Annotated in this window: 11 protein-coding genes and 1 pseudogene; 4 read left to right on the top strand and 8 right to left on the bottom strand. The window is 73.5% G+C overall.

Features of this window, described 5'->3' with window-relative positions; all coding sequences use genetic code 11:
* Positions 1-336: 336 nt before the first annotated feature.
* Positions 337-2,094 carry a cation:proton antiporter gene (locus BMW99_RS37505; RefSeq protein WP_075018354.1) on the bottom strand — a complete coding sequence of 586 codons (1,758 nt, stop codon included), beginning with the start codon at positions 2,092-2,094 and terminating at the stop codon, positions 337-339.
* A gap of 269 nt (positions 2,095-2,363) precedes the next feature.
* On the opposite strand from BMW99_RS37505, the gene BMW99_RS41045 reads away from it, so the two are divergent.
* A complete protein-coding gene (locus BMW99_RS41045) occupies positions 2,364-4,415 on the top strand; it encodes a carbohydrate binding domain-containing protein (RefSeq protein ID WP_075018353.1) in 2,052 nt (683 codons plus the stop codon).
* Positions 4,416-4,438: 23 nt separating this feature from the next.
* Here BMW99_RS41045 and BMW99_RS37495 read toward each other — a convergent pair whose 3' ends face one another.
* The 4 genes from BMW99_RS37495 to BMW99_RS37480 all read right to left on the bottom strand — a co-directional run bounded on the left by BMW99_RS37495 (position 4,439) and on the right by BMW99_RS37480 (position 8,341).
* A complete protein-coding gene (locus tag BMW99_RS37495) occupies positions 4,439-5,260 on the bottom strand; it encodes an ABC transporter permease (RefSeq protein WP_075018352.1) in 822 nt (273 codons plus the stop codon).
* Positions 5,257-6,270: an ATP-binding cassette domain-containing protein gene (locus BMW99_RS37490; RefSeq protein ID WP_069464178.1), complete on the bottom strand. Its 1,014-nt coding sequence runs from the start codon at positions 6,268-6,270 to the stop codon at positions 5,257-5,259. The genes BMW99_RS37495 and BMW99_RS37490 overlap by 4 nt, the downstream gene beginning before the upstream one ends.
* Before the next feature lie 49 nt (positions 6,271-6,319).
* Positions 6,320-6,577: a hypothetical protein gene (locus BMW99_RS37485; RefSeq protein WP_069464177.1), complete on the bottom strand. Its 258-nt coding sequence runs from the start codon at positions 6,575-6,577 to the stop codon at positions 6,320-6,322.
* 78 nt (positions 6,578-6,655) lie between these two features.
* Positions 6,656-8,341, bottom strand: coding sequence for a serine/threonine-protein kinase (locus BMW99_RS37480; RefSeq protein WP_079138518.1), 1,686 nt, complete (start codon positions 8,339-8,341; stop codon positions 6,656-6,658).
* A gap of 204 nt (positions 8,342-8,545) precedes the next feature.
* Here BMW99_RS37480 and BMW99_RS37475 point away from each other — a divergent pair, with 204 nt between their 5' ends.
* Positions 8,546-9,550: a helix-turn-helix domain-containing protein gene (locus tag BMW99_RS37475; protein WP_069464180.1), complete on the top strand. Its 1,005-nt coding sequence runs from the start codon at positions 8,546-8,548 to the stop codon at positions 9,548-9,550.
* Between the two features lie 241 nt (positions 9,551-9,791).
* Here the strand turns inward: BMW99_RS37475 and BMW99_RS37470 are convergent, their stop codons facing one another.
* Positions 9,792-10,532: a TetR/AcrR family transcriptional regulator gene (locus tag BMW99_RS37470; RefSeq protein WP_069464176.1), complete on the bottom strand. Its 741-nt coding sequence runs from the start codon at positions 10,530-10,532 to the stop codon at positions 9,792-9,794.
* Positions 10,533-10,626: 94 nt separating this feature from the next.
* Here BMW99_RS37470 and BMW99_RS37465 point away from each other — a divergent pair, with 94 nt between their 5' ends.
* A complete protein-coding gene (locus BMW99_RS37465; RefSeq protein WP_245791786.1) occupies positions 10,627-12,075 on the top strand; it encodes an MFS transporter in 1,449 nt (482 codons plus the stop codon).
* Between the two features lie 195 nt (positions 12,076-12,270).
* Here BMW99_RS37465 and BMW99_RS37460 read toward each other — a convergent pair whose 3' ends face one another.
* Entirely contained in the window at positions 12,271-15,357 is a 3,087-nt protein-coding gene (locus tag BMW99_RS37460; protein WP_069461982.1) for an FG-GAP-like repeat-containing protein, read from the bottom strand.
* A gap of 495 nt (positions 15,358-15,852) precedes the next feature.
* On the opposite strand from BMW99_RS37460, the gene BMW99_RS37455 reads away from it, so the two are divergent.
* A complete protein-coding gene (locus BMW99_RS37455) occupies positions 15,853-17,088 on the top strand; it encodes a serine/threonine-protein kinase (RefSeq protein WP_075018351.1) in 1,236 nt (411 codons plus the stop codon).
* Positions 17,089-17,381: 293 nt separating this feature from the next.
* Here the strand turns inward: BMW99_RS37455 and BMW99_RS37450 are convergent.
* Positions 17,382-17,792: pseudogene (locus tag BMW99_RS37450) on the bottom strand (helix-turn-helix domain-containing protein); the annotation flags it as partial.
* Between the last annotated feature and the right edge of the window lie 130 nt (positions 17,793-17,922).

Genomic DNA, 17,922 nt, shown 5'->3' with positions numbered 1-17,922 from the left:
TGCACGCACAGTTCGAGGAGACACTCCCGGAGTGGCCCCTGACCCCACCCACGAACCTGCACCGCCAGGGGCGCGAGGAACTGCGCGAGCAACCGACCACCGGCCGGCAGACGGGCACGGCGCCCAGGGGGCAGCCCGGAAGCCGCAGGGGCGCGGGGTCCCCCAGCCTTCGGCCGGGAGGTGCCCCCAACGCGAGCAACCACGACGGCGCGGCACACGCCGGAACAAGCCCCGGGGGCACCCCGTTGGCGCGACAAGCCACGACGGCGCGGCACACGCCGGAACAAGCCCCGGGGGCACCCCGTAGGCCGAGCAAGCCCCGGGAGCACCCCGCACTCAGGGACCGAAGAGGATCGCCACGTCGCCGGGGGAAGGGGCCGGCGGGGTGGAGGGGGTGGCGGGGAGGAGCGTGCCGTCGGGGCGGACGACGAAGAGGACGTCCCACCCGGGAGGGACCGCGGGGGGCCGTCCGGTGACGGGGTGGGCGACGACGCGCGCGCCCGCGTCGTGGCGGTGTGCGAGCACACCGCGGCTGAGCCCGGGACGGAAGAGGACGCCGCCGCCGAGGAACGGCGCGACCACGCCGATGGTGTCGCGCCCCGCCCCCACCCGGTGGACCGCGGCCTCACCACCGCCGAGGATCGCCGCGGCCAGCGCGTTGAAGTCGTCCTGCGCGGTCAGCAGGAACACGTCGGTGATGCCGGAGAGTTCCGCGCCCTCGCCGGTCGCCGCGGCCAGCAACTCGCCGGGGGCCAGGGCGATTCCGGCGCGGTGCAGGGCGTCCCGCTCCTCCTCGGTGCCGGCCCAGACGAGGACGTCGAGCCCGGCGGAGGCCAGCGCGCGGGCGAGGTCGGCGACCCAGGGCTCGCCGCCGACGAGCAGGGGGCGGGAGCGCGAGGAGCGGACGACCTGGAGCCGGCGGGCGACGGGGCCCGCGGTGAGCCCGTAGAGGGTGACGGTCGCGACGATGACGATGAAGGTGGCGGGCAGGATCTTCGCCGCGCCCCCGATGCCCTTGGCGTCGAGTTCCGCGGAGAAGGTGGAGGCGGTGGCCGCGGCGACGATGCCGCGCGGCGCCATCCAGCCGACGAACGCCCGCTCACCGCGGGTCAGATCGGTGCCGAGGGACGAGACCCAGGCGGCCAGCGGGCGGACGGCGAGCACGAGGACGCCGGCCAGGGCGAGCGCGGGCAACGCGACGTGCTGCATGGACGCGGGCGTGACGCTCGCGGAGATGGAGATGAAGAGCAGGCCGAGGATCAGGCTGACGAGGGTCTCGAAGAACGGCCGGCGCACGGAGACGTCGTCGAAGCCGCGGCTGTTGGCGACGGCGAGGCCCATGACGACCGCGGCGATCAGCCCGGTGTCGTCGCGGAACGCGTCGCAGCCGGCGGAGACGCCGATGACGACGGCGAGTTGCGCGGTGGTGCCGAGCACCTCGCCGAGGTCGAGCAGGCGGAGCAGCAGCCACAGCACGGCGACGCCGGCCGCGCCGCCGAGCAGTCCGACGCCGACGCTGCCGGAGAACAGCGCGACGCCGCTGCCGAAGTGGCGGTGGGTGTCGGACACGACGAAGTGGAAGACGACGGCGCCGAGGATGCCGCCGACCGGGTCGATCAGGGAGCCCTCCCAGACGAGGATCTCCTGGAGTTTGGCGGTGGGCCGGACGAAGCCGAGCAGCGGGCCGACGACGGTGGGCCCGGACACCACGAGGATGGTGCCGAGCATCAGCGCGGCCCGCCAGTCCATGCCCAGCAGCGGCTTCGCCGCCAGGGCGCCGGCGGCCCCGGTGATCAGCACACCCATCCAGATCAGCCGGACGACGACCCGGCGGACGTGCCCGGCGAGGCGGGACAGGTCCAGGCCGAGGCCCGCGTCGTAGAGGATCACCGCGACGGCGAGCGACACCAGGGGGGAGAACGCCGGGCCCAGGATCCGCTGGGGGTTCAGCTCGTCGACCAGCGCGCCGGCGGTGAAGCCGACCGGCAGCAGCACGATGAGCGCGGGCAGCCGCATGCATGCGGCGAGCACCTGCGAGCCGACGGCCAGCACCACGGTCAGGCCCACCCCGACGAGGACCTGCTCTGTCGTCACCTGCCGCCTCCTCGCCCTGTACCGGGCAGCGTGCGGACCCGGGCGGGCGGAGTCCAGCGGAACACGGTGCATGCCGGTGATCCGCCGGAAATCTCACCCGTGGGCCGCAACGGCCCGGTCGGCACGCGGGGTTGACGACACTAAAGGTCCAGACCATCCTGCTGAGTGGAGGCGCGGCTCCCGCGCCCCCGCCCGCACCCCCGCCCGTGCTCCGCCCGCGTTCCCCGCACGTCCCCCCACGTGTCATCGCGTCCGACGAGGAGGAGCACATGGCCCGCAGATCCCGGACCGCGGTCGCCGCGGTCGTCCTGGTACTGATCGGCTGGCTGCACCTGACGGGCGCCGCGAGCGCCGACAGCCCCAACCTGGTGGTCAACTCCGGCTTCGAGAGCGGCACTCTGTCCGGCTGGTCGTGCGGCTCGACGGGCAGCGCCGTCACCTCGCCCGTGCGCAGCGGGAGTTACGCGCTGACCGGGGCCGTCGGGGCCTCCGACACCGCGCAGTGCAGCCAGACGGTCGCGGTGCTGCCGGGCAGCGCGTACACGCTGTCCGCCTGGGTGCAGGGCGCGTACGTGTACCTCGGCGCGGACGGCTACTCCTCCACGTGGACGCCGTCGGCGACCGGCTGGCAGCAGCTGTCGACGAGCTTCACCACCGGCGCGGCCACCACGTCCGTGACGATCTACCTGCACGGCTGGTACGCCCAGGGCGCGTACCACGCCGACGACGTCTCCCTGACCGGGCCCGGCGGCACCGCCCCGGCCCCGCCGCCGGTGCCCTCCGGCCTGGCGGTGACCGGCACGACCAGCAGTTCCGCGTCGCTGTCCTGGACCGCGTCGGCCGGAGCCACCGGCTACACCGTCTACCAGGGGGCCACGGCGGTCGCCACGACCGCCGCGACCACCGCGACCGTCGGCGGGCTGACCGCCGCCACGGCGTACTCGTTCTCCGTCAGCGCCACCAACAGCGCGGGTGAGTCGTCCCGTTCGTCGTCGGTGACGGCCACCACGCAGGCCGCGGGCGGCGGCGGGCCGGCGCCCGCCTGGCACCCGTCGTACCTGTCGATCGGCACCGTCTACACCCCCGGCAGCACCGTCGACGCCTACTTCCGCACACTCGCCACGCACGGCCCGGTGCCGAACTACGGCTACGAGTACCTGATCGGCGGCGACTTCGGGAACTGGGCGGCCACGACCACCACGATGGTCGGCCACGCCCGGCAGCTGGGCATGACGCCGGTCATGGTCGACTACGGCATGAACGGCAACGTCGACGGCACGAGCGTCGACTTCACCAACATGCAGAACTCCGGCTGGCTCACCACCTACTTCACCGCCCTCAAGTCCGCGGCGCAGGCGGCGAACACGGCGGCCCCCGGGCAGCCCGTCGGCTGGGTCGTCGAGCCGGACATGCTCGGCTACCTCCAGCAGAACTACGCGGCGGGCTACGGCGGCAACGCGGCCGCGATGCCCGCGGCGACCGGTGCCGCGTACTCCTCCGGCGTGCTGGCCACCGGCACCGACCCGGCGTTCGGGAGCAACCTGCGCGGCCTGACCGAGGCGATCACGTACACCATCAAGAAGTACGACCCCTCGGCGTTCGTCGGCTGGCAGGTCAACACCTGGGGCGTGCGGGACGCGTTGAAGGACACCGACTCCCAGGGCTGGGCCGCGGGCCGCCAGTCCGTCACCCAAGTCGCCACGCAGGTGGCCGACTTCGTGAAGAGCGCGGACATCGGCTACGACGCGGACTTCGTCGCCTTCGACCAGTGGGGCCAGGACTTCGGCATCCTGCGCGACCCTAACCCGGCCGGCGACATCCGCTACCTCAACGCCGCGCACTGGAGCAACTACCTGCTGTACGTGCAGACGATCCGGCAGTCCGTCGGCCTGCCCGCGGTGCTCTGGCAGATCGCCGCGGGCCACCTCAACTCCACGCACACGCCCAGCCCCACGTACTGGAACGCCTCCGGGACGTTCCCCGACCTGGACGACGTGACCACCGAGCAGGACGAGGACTCCGCCGCCCCCTACCTCTACGGCGACACGTTCACCTCAGGCGGCAACAACCTGGCGTTCTACGGCGCGAACCCGGGTGCCGACCCGAAGGTGTCGGTGAGCGGTTCCACGGTCACCTGGGGCTCGCACCTCCCGGATGCGGCGGCCGCCGGGGTCGTGGCGGTGCTGTTCGGCGCGGGCACCGGCTCCGGCACCTACGGCGTGCCGGAGATGGTCGGCACCAACCAGACCGGGCCGGGCGACTTCGGCTACTGGGTGACCCGCACCCAGAGCTACCTCGCGCACCCCACCCCGCTGCCCTGACGCGCGGCGCGGCCCGTCGTCCCTCAGACCGCCCGGCGGTAGAGCCACACGCCGAGCGGCGCGAAGACCGCCACGATGCCCGCGTCCCAGGCCAGGGCCTCCCACACCGCGGTCTGCGTCGGACCGCCGAGGACCAGCGCGCGTACGGCCTCGGCGGTCTTCGACACCGGCTGGTGGTAGGCGAACGCCTGCAGCCAGCCGGGCATCGTGTTGACCGGGATGAACGCCGCCGAGGCGAACACCAGCGGCGCCAGCACCGGGAACGCCGCGGCCTGCGCGGTCTCCGGGTCGCCCACCGCCATGCCCACCACCGCGAAGATCCACGACATCGCGAAGCCGAACGCCAGCACCAGCAGGACGCCGCCGAGGAAGGCGGGCACGCCCGCGTGGATGCGGAAGCCGATCGCGAAGCCGACGGCCGTCATCAGCGCCACGACGACCACGTTGCGCGCCAGGTCCGCGGTGGTGCGGCCGACCAGCACCGCGGATCTGGCCATGGGCAGGGAGCGGAACCGCTCCATCAGCCCGGTCTGCATGTCGGTGGCCAGCCCGATCGCGGTGTTCATCGAGCCGAACACGGCCGTCTGCACGAAGATCCCGGGGACCAGGAAGTCGACGTACGAGACCCCGTGCAGGGCCGGCTCCACCACGCCGCCGAACACGTACCGGAACATCAGCACGAACACGAGCGGCTGGATGAACGAGAACACCAGCAGCCGGGGCACCCGCAGCAGCCCGATCATGTTGCGCCAGGCCACGGCCATGCCGTCCTGGAGGGCCCACAGCAGATGCCGGGCGGAGCCGGCGGTCCGGGTCCCGGCGTGCGTGGCGGTGGCCGCGGTCATGGGCTGCTCCCCTCTCCGGCCCCGCCATCCGGGCCGTCATGGCCGGCGTTTCCGGGCCCGGCGCCGTCCGCCTCGGCGTGGTGGCCGGTCAGCGCCAGGAAGACGTCGTCGAGGCTGGACTCGCGGACGGCGACGGTGCGCGGCACCAGGTCGTTGCCCTCCAGCAGGTGCAGCATGTCCAGCAGCGGCCGCGAACCGTCGCGCGAGGCGAGGGTCAGCCGGGGCCCGTCGACGTCCGGCCGGTCGGCGAAGCCGTCGCCGATGAGCGCGGCCGCCCGCGACGCGCGCCGCGCCTCGGCCATGTCCAGCTCGATGACGGTGTTGCCGAGGCGGGACTTGAGCGTCGCCGGGGTGTCGTCGACGATGACCCGGCCGTGGTCGATCACCACGACCCGGTCGGCCAGCTTGTCGGCCTCCTCCAGGTACTGCGTGGTGAGCAGCACGGTCGTGCCCTCCCCCACCAGTTCGCGGATCATCGCCCACAGCGCGTTGCGGCTCTGCGGGTCCAGTCCGGTCGTCGGCTCGTCGAGCAGCAGCACCGGCGGCGCCGGGACGAGGGCCGCCGCGATGTCCAGCCGGCGGCGCATCCCGCCGGAGTACGTGCGCACCGGCCGGTCGGCGGCGTCCACCAGGTCGAAGCGCTCCAGCAGCTCGCCCGCCCGGGGCCGGATCCGGGACCGCGGCAGGTGCGTGAGCCGGCCGATGAGCCGCAGGTTCTCGCGGCCCGTGAGGTTGGGGTCGACGGCCGCGTACTGCCCGGCCAGGCCGATCAGGCCACGCACGGTGGCGGCCTGTCGCACCACGTCGTACCCGAGCACCTCGGCGCGCCCGCCGGTGGGCGTCAGGATCGTCGTCAGCACCCGGATCGCCGTCGACTTCCCCGCCCCGTTCGGCCCCAGCAGCCCGAAGATGCTCTGCGGCGGCACGTGGAAGCTGACGTCGTCCAGTGCCGTGAGCCGGCCGAACGTCCTGGTCAGCCCGTCCACTGCGATCGCGTCGCGGTCACCCACCCCTCCATCGTCCCTCGCCCCGCCCGGAACGGCCTTGCGGAGGCGGGCGTCAGCCGGGACCGCCGGCCCGCAGCCCCCGCAGCCGCTCGGCCGCGGTCCTGCGGATGCGCCTGGTCTCGCCACCCTCCGCGAGCCGCGCCAGTACGCCGTGGTCCGCGCCCCGCTCGGCGAGCCGCAGCTGGGGCCACCGCGACCGGCCCACCAGGTCGACGGGCTCGCCGGCGACGGCCGCGTCCGCCGCGTCGACGGGCTCTCCGCCCGCCTGGGCGACGACCGCGGCGACCGCCCCGCGCAGGTTCCCCGTCATCCCGCGGTCACCCGGCCCCCGCGGTGACGGGACCTGGTGCGGGCCGTGCGGGCTGGTGTGGCGACGTCATCGGCGTGTTCACAGGCTGTGGAGGGTCAGGTGCGCGCGGATCTGGTCGAAGATGCGCTGGCCCTGGGCGGACTGGGCGGCGGCCGCCGGCATCACGACGTCGAGGGTGTAGGCGTCGCCCTTGCCGCTGACGACGTCCATCTCGGCCTCGCGCATGGCGGGGTGGGCGTCGTCGGTGAGGTCGGTGTAGTGGACGTCGAGGCGGGCGGCGGGGCGGTCCTGCTGCGTGGCCTCGGTGACCCGGCCGTCGGCGTCCTGGGCGGTGTCGGAGTAGTTGATCTGGCCGCCCTTCCGGTACCAGTCGAGGTTCGCGTTCGCGACGCCCTCCGCGCTGCCCTTCTCACCCTGCGTCTTGGTGAGGGTGACGACGAAGACCTTGTGGGGGGCGGTGTAGGTGACCTTCTTGTCGGCGATGCTGCGGACGTAGTCGCCGGGCACGGCGACGGTCGCGTCGACTCCCGCCTCCTGGTAGGTCTTCCAGCCCTTGGGCAGACCGCTGCCGAAGGGCGGGACGAGCGCGAGGACCACCGCCGCGACGGCGACCGCGGCCACCGCCCCGGTGAGCACCTGGGCGCGGCGGCTGCGGCGCAGGGTCCGGAGCGCGCGGGCGCCGGCGGACGGCCCGGCGGCCGCGGTTCCGGCGGCTCCGGCCGCTTCAGCGGCTTCTCCGGCTCCCCCGCCCTGCTGGCGCGGCACGCGCGGCGGGTCGAGGACGGTCCGCAGCTCGTCGGCGAGCCGGGCCGCGGTCGTGCGGACCGCCGGCTCCTTGCGCAGCACGCCCAGGATGGTGGCGGCGAGCGGGCCCGCCTCCCGCGGCGCGGGCAGGTCCGCGAGCAGCACCGCCTGGAACGTCGACGGGGTGGCCTGCCGGCGGAACGGCGAGACGCCCTCCACCGCCTGGTACAGGACGATGCCGAGCGACCACAGGTCGGACTCCGGGCCGGGCCGGTGGCCGAGGACCCGCTCGGGCGCGATGTACTCCGGCGACCCGATGAACGCGCCCGTCTCCGTGAGCGGTTCCTCACCCTCGACCTGCGCGATGCCGAAGTCCGTGAGCACCACGCGGTCGTGGCGGCCGAGCAGGATGTTCGCCGGCTTCACGTCGCGGTGCAGCACCCCGGCCTCGTGGGCGGCGGACAGCGCGCCGAGCACGGCCAGCCCGATCCGGGCGGCCTCGCGCGGCGGCAGCGTCCCCTCGGCCAGCACCTCGGCCAGCGACCGCCCGCGCACCAACTCCATGACGATCCACGGACGTTCGTCCTCGATGACGACGTCGTGGACGGTCACCACCGACGGGTGGTCGATCTTCGCCGCGGCCCGCGCCTCGCGCTGCATCCGCAGGTACGCCGTCTCGCGCTGCGCGCCCGTCATGTGCTCGGGGACGCGCGGCTCCTTGACGGCGACGTCGCGGTCCACGACCTCGTCGTGCGCCCGCCACACCGTGCCCATCCCGCCGAAGCCGAGCCGCTCGACGAGCCGGTACCGCCCACCGACCAGCCGCCCGCCCCCCGTTGGGGACCCGGCCGGCCGCGCGGTCGGCTGCCCGTCCGGTTCCGGAACGTCGCTCACGGCCGTCGCCGGCTGCCCGCCGGGCTGCTCCGCGGGCCGCTCCTCCGGCGGCCTGAGCACGTAACTCGTCGCGGTCCGCGCGGCCTCGTCGACGGGCCGCCCGTCCCCTCCCCCGTTGTTCGCCATGCGCGCATGCTCCCAGGCGCGCCCCGGCGTGGCGCGGGCCCGCCGTCGACTGTGTCCAAGGTGTGACGGGAGGTGTGACGGGAGGTGTGACGGGCCCTCCGCCGGGGGCGGTTGTCCCACTCGTCGCCCCGCGGCGACGCCGCACGCGGCCCAACGGCGAGGAGGCGCCCGGGTCGCGGGAGGAAATCGGTTACCGTGGTGGGCATGCTGGTGACCGAGTTCAGCACGGAGGTGGTGGAGCCTCCGGAACGGTTCGCCCTCTGGGCGGAATCCGTCGGACGGTTGCACGACATGCGGACGCATCTGCGCAGCACGGATCAGCACGACTTCCGTGCCCGGATTCGCGGCTTCGACCTGGGCAAGGTCCAGGTGTCCTTCATGTCCCACCCCCATCTGGAGATCACCCGGACGGCGAAGCAGGTACGCCAGTCCGATCCGGAGATGTTCCAGGTCAACTACGTCCTGGGCAGCGAGGGAACCGTCTCCCTCGGCGGCAGCGACAACTGGCTGCGCGGCGGCGACCTCACACTGACGGACACCAGCAGGCCCTACCAGGCCGACATCCATGCGGAAGCGGGCCGTTGGTCGCACGTGACCGTTCTGTGCCACCGTCAGTTCCTGCCGTTACCGGAGAAGCAGTTACGGCAGTTGCTCGCCGTGCCGATCCGAGGGCGCAGCGGCATGGGCGGGCTGCTCACCCGCTGGCTGACCGATCTCAGCACGCACGCCGACGAGTTCACCCCCGCCGACACCGCCACCCTCGCCCAGGTCACCCTCGACCTGATGTCGTCCGTGATCGCCCAGCATCTGGACGCCGAGTCCTCGCTGAGCCCGGAAGCCCGCCAGAACACGCTGGCCCTGCAGGTCAAGGCGTTCGTCGAGCAGCATCTCGCCGACCCGGCCATGACCCCCCGGACGATCGCGGACGCCCACCACATCTCCCTGCGCTCCCTGCAGCAGTTGCTCGCCGAGGACGGCACGTCCCCGGCGGCCTGGATACGTCACCGACGGCTGGAGCGATGCCGCCGCGACCTGGCCAACCCGGTGCTGGGCGCGAAGCCGGTCCAGGCCGTCGCGGAACGCTGGGGCTTCGGCAACCCGGCCCACTTCAGCCGCCTGTTCCGCGCCACCTACGGAATCTCCCCGCGGGACTACCGCAACCTGCCGCACGACACGTGCGCGAATGGTCAGCTGCCCTGCGCGCATTGACAAGGTCCGGTGCCGTCCCGCTCGGCATTCTGGACGGAGAGGCGGACCGGCGGCCTGACGACCGGAGGACCGGCTCGGTCGCGCCACGCCCGCCGGGCTCGCTCAGGCGGAGGCCGGCGAGTGGTGAGGACCACTTCGCGACCAGGGAAACGACCGGCCCAGGCCCACGGGGGTGGCCTGGGCCTCGTCGTTCACCCCCCTCCCGCTGCCGCGCCGTCCCCCCGGCCGGCAGCCCCGAGGGTCAACGCGCGCCCGGGAGGCCGTCGACCATCAGGCCGATCGTGAAGTCGAAGCGGTCGTGGACGGTGCCGGCGGTGAGTTCGGCGGCGTAGCGCTTGGTGTGGGGATAGGTGTCCGGCAGGGCCGCGAAGCGGCGCATCAGCTCGTCGCGGCTGACCACCCAGCCGCCGTCGGTGCGGTCGAGCCGCCGGTTCACCAGCGAGACCTCGAGGCTGTACGCGTTGACGTAGAGGGTCAGGGCGTCCGTCGCCCAGGCCGCGGCCTGCGGGTCGACGCCGCCGGCGAGCAGGAGGGCGAGCATGCCCTCGCTGACGCGCAGCGTGTCGAGGTTGGAGGGAGCGGCGGCGATGGCCGCCTGCGAGATGCCGGGGTAGCGGAGGTACTGGTCGCGCAACTGCGCGCAGACACCGGCGATCTGCTGCCGCCAGCTCGTGGGGTCGGGCTCGGGCAGCTCGATGCCGGCGCAGAGCCGTCCGATGAGCAGCTCGTCCAGGTCCTCCTTGTTGACCACGTGGGCGTAGAGGGACGACGGGCCGGTGTCCAGCGCGGCGGCCACGCGCCGCATGGTCAGCGCCTCGTACCCCTCGTTCTCGACGATGCCGAACGCGGTGCCGATGATCGCGTCGACCGTGATCGGCTTCTTGTTCCCGCCGGACGGTCCGCGCCGGGCCGCGGGCGCGCCGGTGGAGGCGCCGCCGAGCTGGTGCCGCGCTGCGCGCCGTTCCTGCGGGGTCGGTGACATACGGGCAGTCTACCGAACCGGCGAACAGTGTTCCGCACCTCGGAGAACGCCGTTCGGCTTGCGACGAACACTGTTCTGTCGTAGAACAGTGTTCGTGTCCCTTGACCAGCGCTCGCCCGAAGCGCCCCCCAGCACCACGCTCCCGATGCGCACCGCGTGGCTCGTCCTGGCCGTCGTGGTCCTGGCCGACCTGATGGATCTGATCGACTCCAGCGTCGCCACCCTCGCGGGCCCGTCCATCCACGCCGACCTCGGCGGCGGCCAGGTGACCGTGCAGTGGGTGCTCAGCGCCTACACCGCGGCGTTCGCCCTCGGCCTGGTCACCTCGGGCCGGCTCGGGGACCTGCTCGGCCGCCGCCGGCTCTTCCTGCTCGGCATGACCGGCTTCACCCTGGCCTCGCTGGCCTGCGGCCTCGCCCCCGGCGTCGCCGTCCTGATCGTCGCACGCACGCTGCAGGGACTGTGCGGATCGGTGATGATCCCGCAGGGCCTGGCCCTGGTGAAGATCGTGTTCCCGCCGCAGCACCTGCGGAAGGCGCTCGCGCCGGTCGGCCCGCTGATGGGCCTGACCATGGTCGCCGGGCCCATCCTGGCCGGCTGGCTGCTCCACCTCGACCTGTTCGGCAGCCAGTGGCGCTCGATCTTCCTGATCAACGTCCCGTTCGGCGTCCTCGCCGGCCTCCTCGGCCGGCGCGTGCTGCCCCACCGCGGCGGCGAGGACCCGGCGGCGCGCCTCGACCTCACCGGCGTCGGCCTGCTCACCGCCGCCTCCGCCCTGCTCATCGTGCCGCTCATCCAGGGGCGCGACGCCGGCTGGCCGGCCTGGACGTACCTGATGACGGCCGCCGCGGTCGTCCTGCTCGGCCTCTTCGTCGTGTCCCAGCGGCGCAGCCCGCACCCGGTCATCACGCCCACGCTGTTCCGCAAGCGCAGCTTCGTCGTCGGCCTGGTGATCGTCGCCGGGTTCTACGCGTCACTCAGCGCGTTCGTGCTGGTCGTCAACCTGCTGCTGCAGCAGGGCATGCACTGGACGCCGCTGCGCACCGGCCTGACCCTGATCCCCTGGGCGCTGGGCACCGCCGTCGCGGTCCTGCTGGCCGGCGCCGTCCTCGCCGAGCGGCTCGGCCGCGCGACCCTCCACCTCGGCCTGTCCCTCGCGGTCCTCGGCCTGCTCGCCGTCTGGTGGTCGCTCGCCCACTGGGGCACCGCCGTCACCGTCTGGAACCTCGCGCCCGCGCTGCTGCTCACCGGCTTCGGCTCCGGCCTGGTCTTCGTGCCCCTCGTCGACTTCATCATCGGCGACACCACCACCGAGGAGGTCGGCACCGGAGCGGGACTGCTCAACGCCGTCCAGCAGTTCGCCGGCGCGATAGGCGTCGCCGCCCTCGGCACCGTCTTCCTCACCCGCGCCGGCCACCACCCCACCCCCCATTCCTCCCTGGCCGCCGCCGAGTTCGTCCTCGCCACCACCGCGGCACTGAACCTCGTCACGCTCCTCCTCGTCGGCCTCCTCCCCAAACACGCCCAGAACGCCCACGGTTGAGCCCGGTGGAGCCCGGTGGAGCCCGGCCGGCGCCCTGGGCCGCCGGCGCCGCCCCGCCGCGGAGTAGCGTGCGCTGCCGGCCTCGCCGCCGCCCTCGCGTGCGCCCTGACCAGCGCGATCGCGAGCGCGGCGACGTGATACGACGCGGCCGCGCGACCATCTGGCGCGAGGGCGCGAGCTCCTCCGACGTCCCGATCAGATCAGGGACTTGTAGCTCTGCCAGGACCAGCCGATCTTCACGCGGGGGCGGAACGTACCTCCGCCCTTGCTGGAGTAGAAGTAGAGGTCGCCCTTGGCGTCACGGGCGATCAGGTCGTCGAAGTGGTCGCCGTCGATGTCTCCCACGCCCACGAGGGCGTTGTAGACGTTCCAGCCGGCGCCGATGCGGACGCGGCCGGTGAACGCGCCGCGGCCGTCGGCGCGGTACTCCCACAGGATGCCTGCCGCGTCGCGGGCCACCAGAGAGCCGTCGCCCAGGCCGTGCAGGTCGTGGCCGCCCGCGATCAGACCGTAGACGTTCCAGCCCCGGCCGATCAGCTGCCGGGGCGCGAAGACGCCGGCGCCGGTCGCGGCGTACAGGTACAGGGAACCGCCGCTGTCGCGGGCCAGAAGATCGGGGCGGCCGTCGCCGGTCACGTCACCGGGAGCGATGAGGGCGTTGTAGATGTTCCAGCCCGCACCGATGAGGTGGTGGCCGCCGGACGGCCCGAACGCGTGGCCGGCCGTGCCGTCGTAGCGGGTGAGGCGGCCGGACGCGTCGCGCACCAGCAGGTCGTCGGCACCGTCGCCGGTCATGTCGCCGGTCGTCACGAGCAGGGAGGTCGACGGCCACCCGGCCGCCGAGGCGGACGTGGCCCCTACCCCGCCGGGCACCGTGCCGGAGCCGGGGCGCAGGTCGAGGCGGCCGGTGGAGGTCAGCGCCAGCAGGTCGCCGGTTCCCTCGCCCGTGAAGTCGTGCGCGGGGGCGGGGTGGCCCGTGACGGTCAGCGGGCCGGTGACCGTGGCCGGAGGTCCTTCTCCGTTCGCGGGTGCGAACGTCAGCGTCCAGGTGAAGTCGCCGTCGACGACGAGGTGACCGGACTGGTCCTTGCCGTCCCACACGGGGCTGACCGCCGCCGGAGCCGCGTCGCCGGTGAAGGTCCGGACGAGGGCGGACGCGCCCTTGCGCCGCAGGTCCACGCGCCAGGAGGCGACCGGGCCGGTGATCGTCCACACCGGCGTCCAACCGCTCTTCGACACGTCGGCGGAGGCCGTGCCGGAGCCGGCCAGCACCGCGATCGCCGACTGCGGTACGCCCGAGGGCAGCACGTGCGCGGTGCCCTCGGCATCGGTGTAGGCCAGGAACCCTCGGTACTTGTCGACGGTCCAGGTCACGTTCCGGTCGTCGTCGACGCTGCCGGCCGGGAGCGCGGCGACGACGCGGTCGGCCGCCGCCGTGCCCGCGTGGATGTCGGTGACCACCAACTGGCCGCCGGTGTGCCGCAGGACGTACCCGTCACCGAGCAACGCGTGCCCCGCCGGCACCCGGACGGACCTTCCGCCGGTGCTGTCCCACACTCCGGCCGGGCCGTCCGTGCCGCAGGACCAGTACAGCCAGCGCCCCAGCGCCTGGATCTCGTCGGGGACGCAGGGCGCGTCGGTCGTGACGGTCCTGCTTCCGCTGCCGTCCGCGGCGTTCTCAGCGGTGAGGCGGCCCGCGGTGGACGTCGCCGTCCACATGGTGTCGCCCCAGAGCGCGGCGGCGACGATCCGGCGAACCTGGAGGGTCTGGGGCGTGGCGAGGTCCACGAGGTACTGCGTGCCGGTGGTGGTGTTGTCGTAGAGCACGCGGTTGCCCGCGGCGGACACGAAATGGCCGCTGCCCTGCCCCACATCGACGTACCAGCGGCCCTTGACGGACGTCACGACGGGGTGGCCCGGCAACTGCGTGGCGTAGGAGACTCCTGCGGTCCCGCCGCCGTCGACCAGATCGAGACAGCGGGCACCGCCGCACCGCGGGATCGCGGCGTCCGGCATGCCGGCGTCCCCCCTCGGAGCCGTGGCCACGTCGGGCGCCCCTGCCGTCCCGACGTCCACCCCGTCGATGGCGGCACCCAGATGGGTGGCCCCGGCATGGAGCACGGCACGATGGAGTTCACCCCGGGCCAGCGAGAGACCGACGTCCTGTGGAACGGCCGTGGTGAACGGCTGCAGCACCCCGGGCGCTCCACCGTCACGCGGGACCCGGTCCGTGGCCCAGGTCTGGGGTGCCGACTGGACGTCGACGAGGACGCTGCCGTCCGGCGAGGCCCGCAGCCCGCCCGCGTTCTGGAGGATGACGCTGCTCGGAGTTCCGTCGAGGGGGATCGAGTCGAGCGGAGAGCCGGTCGTGCCGTCCGTGACCGGTGACCGGGGAGCGCCCGCGACGAGTGCCGAGTCCGTGAGCGCCATGGCGGCGCCGGGCGGCGCGGACAGCGTGCGTGCGGGCCCCTGTGGATCGTCGATGCTCCGCAGGACGGCGGTCCCGTCCGGGTACCCCCACCCGAAAGTCCTGCGGTTCAGCAGCGGCGTCGCATTCGTGTGCGGCCCGGTGGCGACGACCGTGGCCGTGTCGGTGTCGACCAGGACCGAGGGGTTCTGCCCTGCGATTCCGGCGGGCTGGAGCAGCAGTTCGCCAGGAACCGACGCCGAGGGCACGAACGAGCTGATCACGCCGGCTGACGGCCAACCGGCCACGGTCCGGTCGGACAGGTAACCGTCCTCACCCGTCGAGTAAAGGTGCAGGTCCGCGCCTGTCCCCTGGCCAGAGTCGTCCGTGGCCCGTTGGAGAGCGGCGAGGGACCAACCCTGGGACGTCGGAACGATTCCGAGAAGCTGCGCGCCGGAAGCCGACGCGGGAAGTCCGTAGGTGGTCCAGGCGGTCGTCGCGGTGTCGTACACCCCGAGGCCGCCGCCGTCCTCGGTCCGCCACACCAGCCCCGCCCCGCTCCCGGTCACCCCCATCTGCGCGCCGCGCTGGCCGAAGTCGTACGCGGCGCTTCCGTCCGCCGGTTGCCAGACATCGTGGAGTGAACTGGTCCCGCCGGAGTACCCGATGTCCTCGAGGAGATATCCGTTGGCCGCGGCTCCCACCACATGCGGCCCGTACGGCGCCGGTGTGTACGACGCGGGGATCGTCACCTCCCCCGGAGCGGGAGGCGCGGCATCCGCGTGCGCGAGTTGCGGCAGCGGGCCGGTCATCGCCGCGACGGCGGCGAGCGCGGCGACCAGGCCGCGGCGCAGGACGGTGGTGCTGCGGGTCAATGTGGGTCCCTCCCCTGCGCGCCCCGCGCTCCCGCGCGGGGACCAGCGGACCGCCGGCGACAACCGGTTCCGCGTCGGTGAGGAGGTGCCCACGGCCCGGACAGGCAAGTGGATGGCGCGACCGCGGCGCAGGACAGCCGCGTCGGCGCGCGAGAAGAACGGGAAGCCCCCCAGCCCCTGGTCATCCCCCCAACAAGACAGCGCACTGTAACAGGCGCCGCAACCGCAACGGAACGCCGCAAGTGCCGGTACGGGGCCGTGAAGCAGCCGGGGTCAGCCGTCTCCACGCCATGACGCGGCCGGACTCGGCGTGCAGCGCCTGCCGGCTGGGCCTGCTGCGTCCGGGTCGCGGGCTGCCGACCGGACTGCCGCCCGGCGCCGGTCTGTACGCTGAGGTCCACCGCGTCAGTACCCGTGCGCCGGATGACGACATCCGGGGATCCTGGCCTGCGGTCGTCGAGTTGACCGATCGAACATCGAGGACGGTACGCGAGAGTGCTGGTGGCGGAGCGGTACCGGTTGGAGACGGCGATCGGCCGCGGCGGCATGGGCGAGGTCTGGCGCGCCTCGGACGACGTGCTCGGCAGGCAGGTGGCGGTGAAGCTGCTGCTGGGCGGTGATTCCGTCGAGCAGGCGGCCGCGCGTTTCCGTCTGGAAGCTCAGACCGCGGCGCGCCTGCACCACCCGCATGTCGTGACCGTCTTCGACTTCGGCTCCTGGGACAACCGCTTCTACCTGGTGATGGAACTGGTGGAGGGCGTCAGCCTGGCCCAGAGCCTGGCGGCGGAGGGCAGGTTCAGCCCGCAGCGCGTGGCCGACGTCGCCGCCCAGGCCGCCGCGGGCCTGGCGGCGGCCCACCGCCAGGGAGTCGTCCACCGCGACATCAAGCCGGGCAACCTGATGCAGGACGGCCACGGCACGGTGAAGATCGGCGACTTCGGCATCGCCCGTTTCGTCGACGACGCGTCCGCGGCGCTCACCAGCGCGGGCCAGATCGTGGGCACCAGCCTCTACCTCGCTCCGGAGCGCGCGCTCGGCCGGCCCGCCGGGCCCGAATCCGACGTGTACGCCCTCGGCTGCGTCCTCTACCACCTGCTGGTGGGCGAGCCCCCCTTCCAGGCGGACACCGCGGCGGGCGTGCTGCATCTGCACGTCGACGTCCCGCCCTCGCCCCCATCGGTGAGGTGCCCCCAACTGCCGGGCGCGTTTGAGGAGTACCTCCTCCAGATGCTCGCCAAGAAGCCGGAGGACCGTCCCAGCGCCCAGGCGGTGGCGGACTGGTTCGGCAGCGCGGCCTGGGGCGCGGGAACCCCGCCGATGCCCGGACCGCGGGCGCCCGCCGCGGTCGCGACGTACGCCCTGCCGCCGACCAGCGTGTGGCCGGCCGCCACCGCTCCCACGCCCGCCCCCTCCCGGGGACGGCGCCGCACCGCGGCACGGGCGGACGCGTCGATCCACGTGCGGATCCGCACCCAGATGCGGCGGCACAAGATGCTGACCATCGTCGTCGCGGGGATCACGGCCTTCGTGGCCGCCGTGCTGATCAGCTCTGCCTGGTCCTCCGGCGGCAGCGGGTCGCAGCAACCGGACGCCGGGCCCTCCCAGCCTGCGGACACCCCCTCGGCCAGTCCCTCCACCACACCGTCCGCGGCCCCGGCCGCTGCTCCGCCCCAGAATCACGGGAAAGACGGGAAGGACGGCAAGAAGCAGGACGAGGGCGGGGGCAACTAGCCCACCGGCCTCGCGCGGGCCGCGCGCGGCGCGGGCGGCACCGCGGAAGCCCGGAGGTCTCGGTCGTCGGGCGGAGCGGTCGCCGCGCATCCCTCCCGTCCGCTGACGTGTCTCCGCATGCCGCGCACGACCGAGGCGAAGTGCGCCCGCGAGGGCGCGAAGAAGGCGAAGAACGCGCAGGCCCGGGCCGGGAAGAAGTGCAAGCGCGACAAGCCCGGGGCAGGCCCCGCGCGATCTCGCTCCCGCGAGCCGTCCGGCGGGCACACCGGTCGCCTGTCGCGCCCTACCTCGGACAGCAGAAAACCCCAGGGGTCGGTGACGACCTGCACGTTCACCCTGTTCCTTTTGTGCTTCGCCGAGTAGTCGGCCCTGCCGTCGCCGACGCGGTCGCCCTCGGCGAGTGTGCTGTCCAGGAGAACGAAGTCCGGGGCGTGCTCGCGCATGGTCTTCAGCAGGCCCGGCGCCTGCTCGGCGAGCAGACCGGTGACGGCGGTGACGTGGGCATGGGCGGTGCCGACGGATATCGCGAAGGCCTCGGAGATACGGGCGAGGGTCTCGTGGCCACGCAGGTACACGAGTGCGACCAGCGCACGCCGGTGCGGCGGGAGTTTGCACCGCCGGTCACCTTCACGGGTGACGATGAGCATCGTGACCCACTCGACCAGAGCGTGGGGTAGGTCGAGTGCGGCAGGATACGGAACCAACAGGGCTCCTGTGCTGCTGAGTCGAGACGTCGAACACCTCGCTCAACGGCGCGGGAGCCCTGTCCGTTGCGCCCCTACGCCCACGCCGCCCCGTCACCCGATCAGTGGCCACCTTGAAAACGCTCATTGA

Origin of the sequence: Actinacidiphila rubida (genome assembly GCF_900110255.1) — a bacterium.
Taxonomy (GTDB): Bacteria; Actinomycetota; Actinomycetes; order Streptomycetales; family Streptomycetaceae; genus Actinacidiphila; species Actinacidiphila rubida.
Note: the sequence above shows the minus strand (reverse complement) of the source record. Positions and strands in the feature narration are given on the sequence as shown.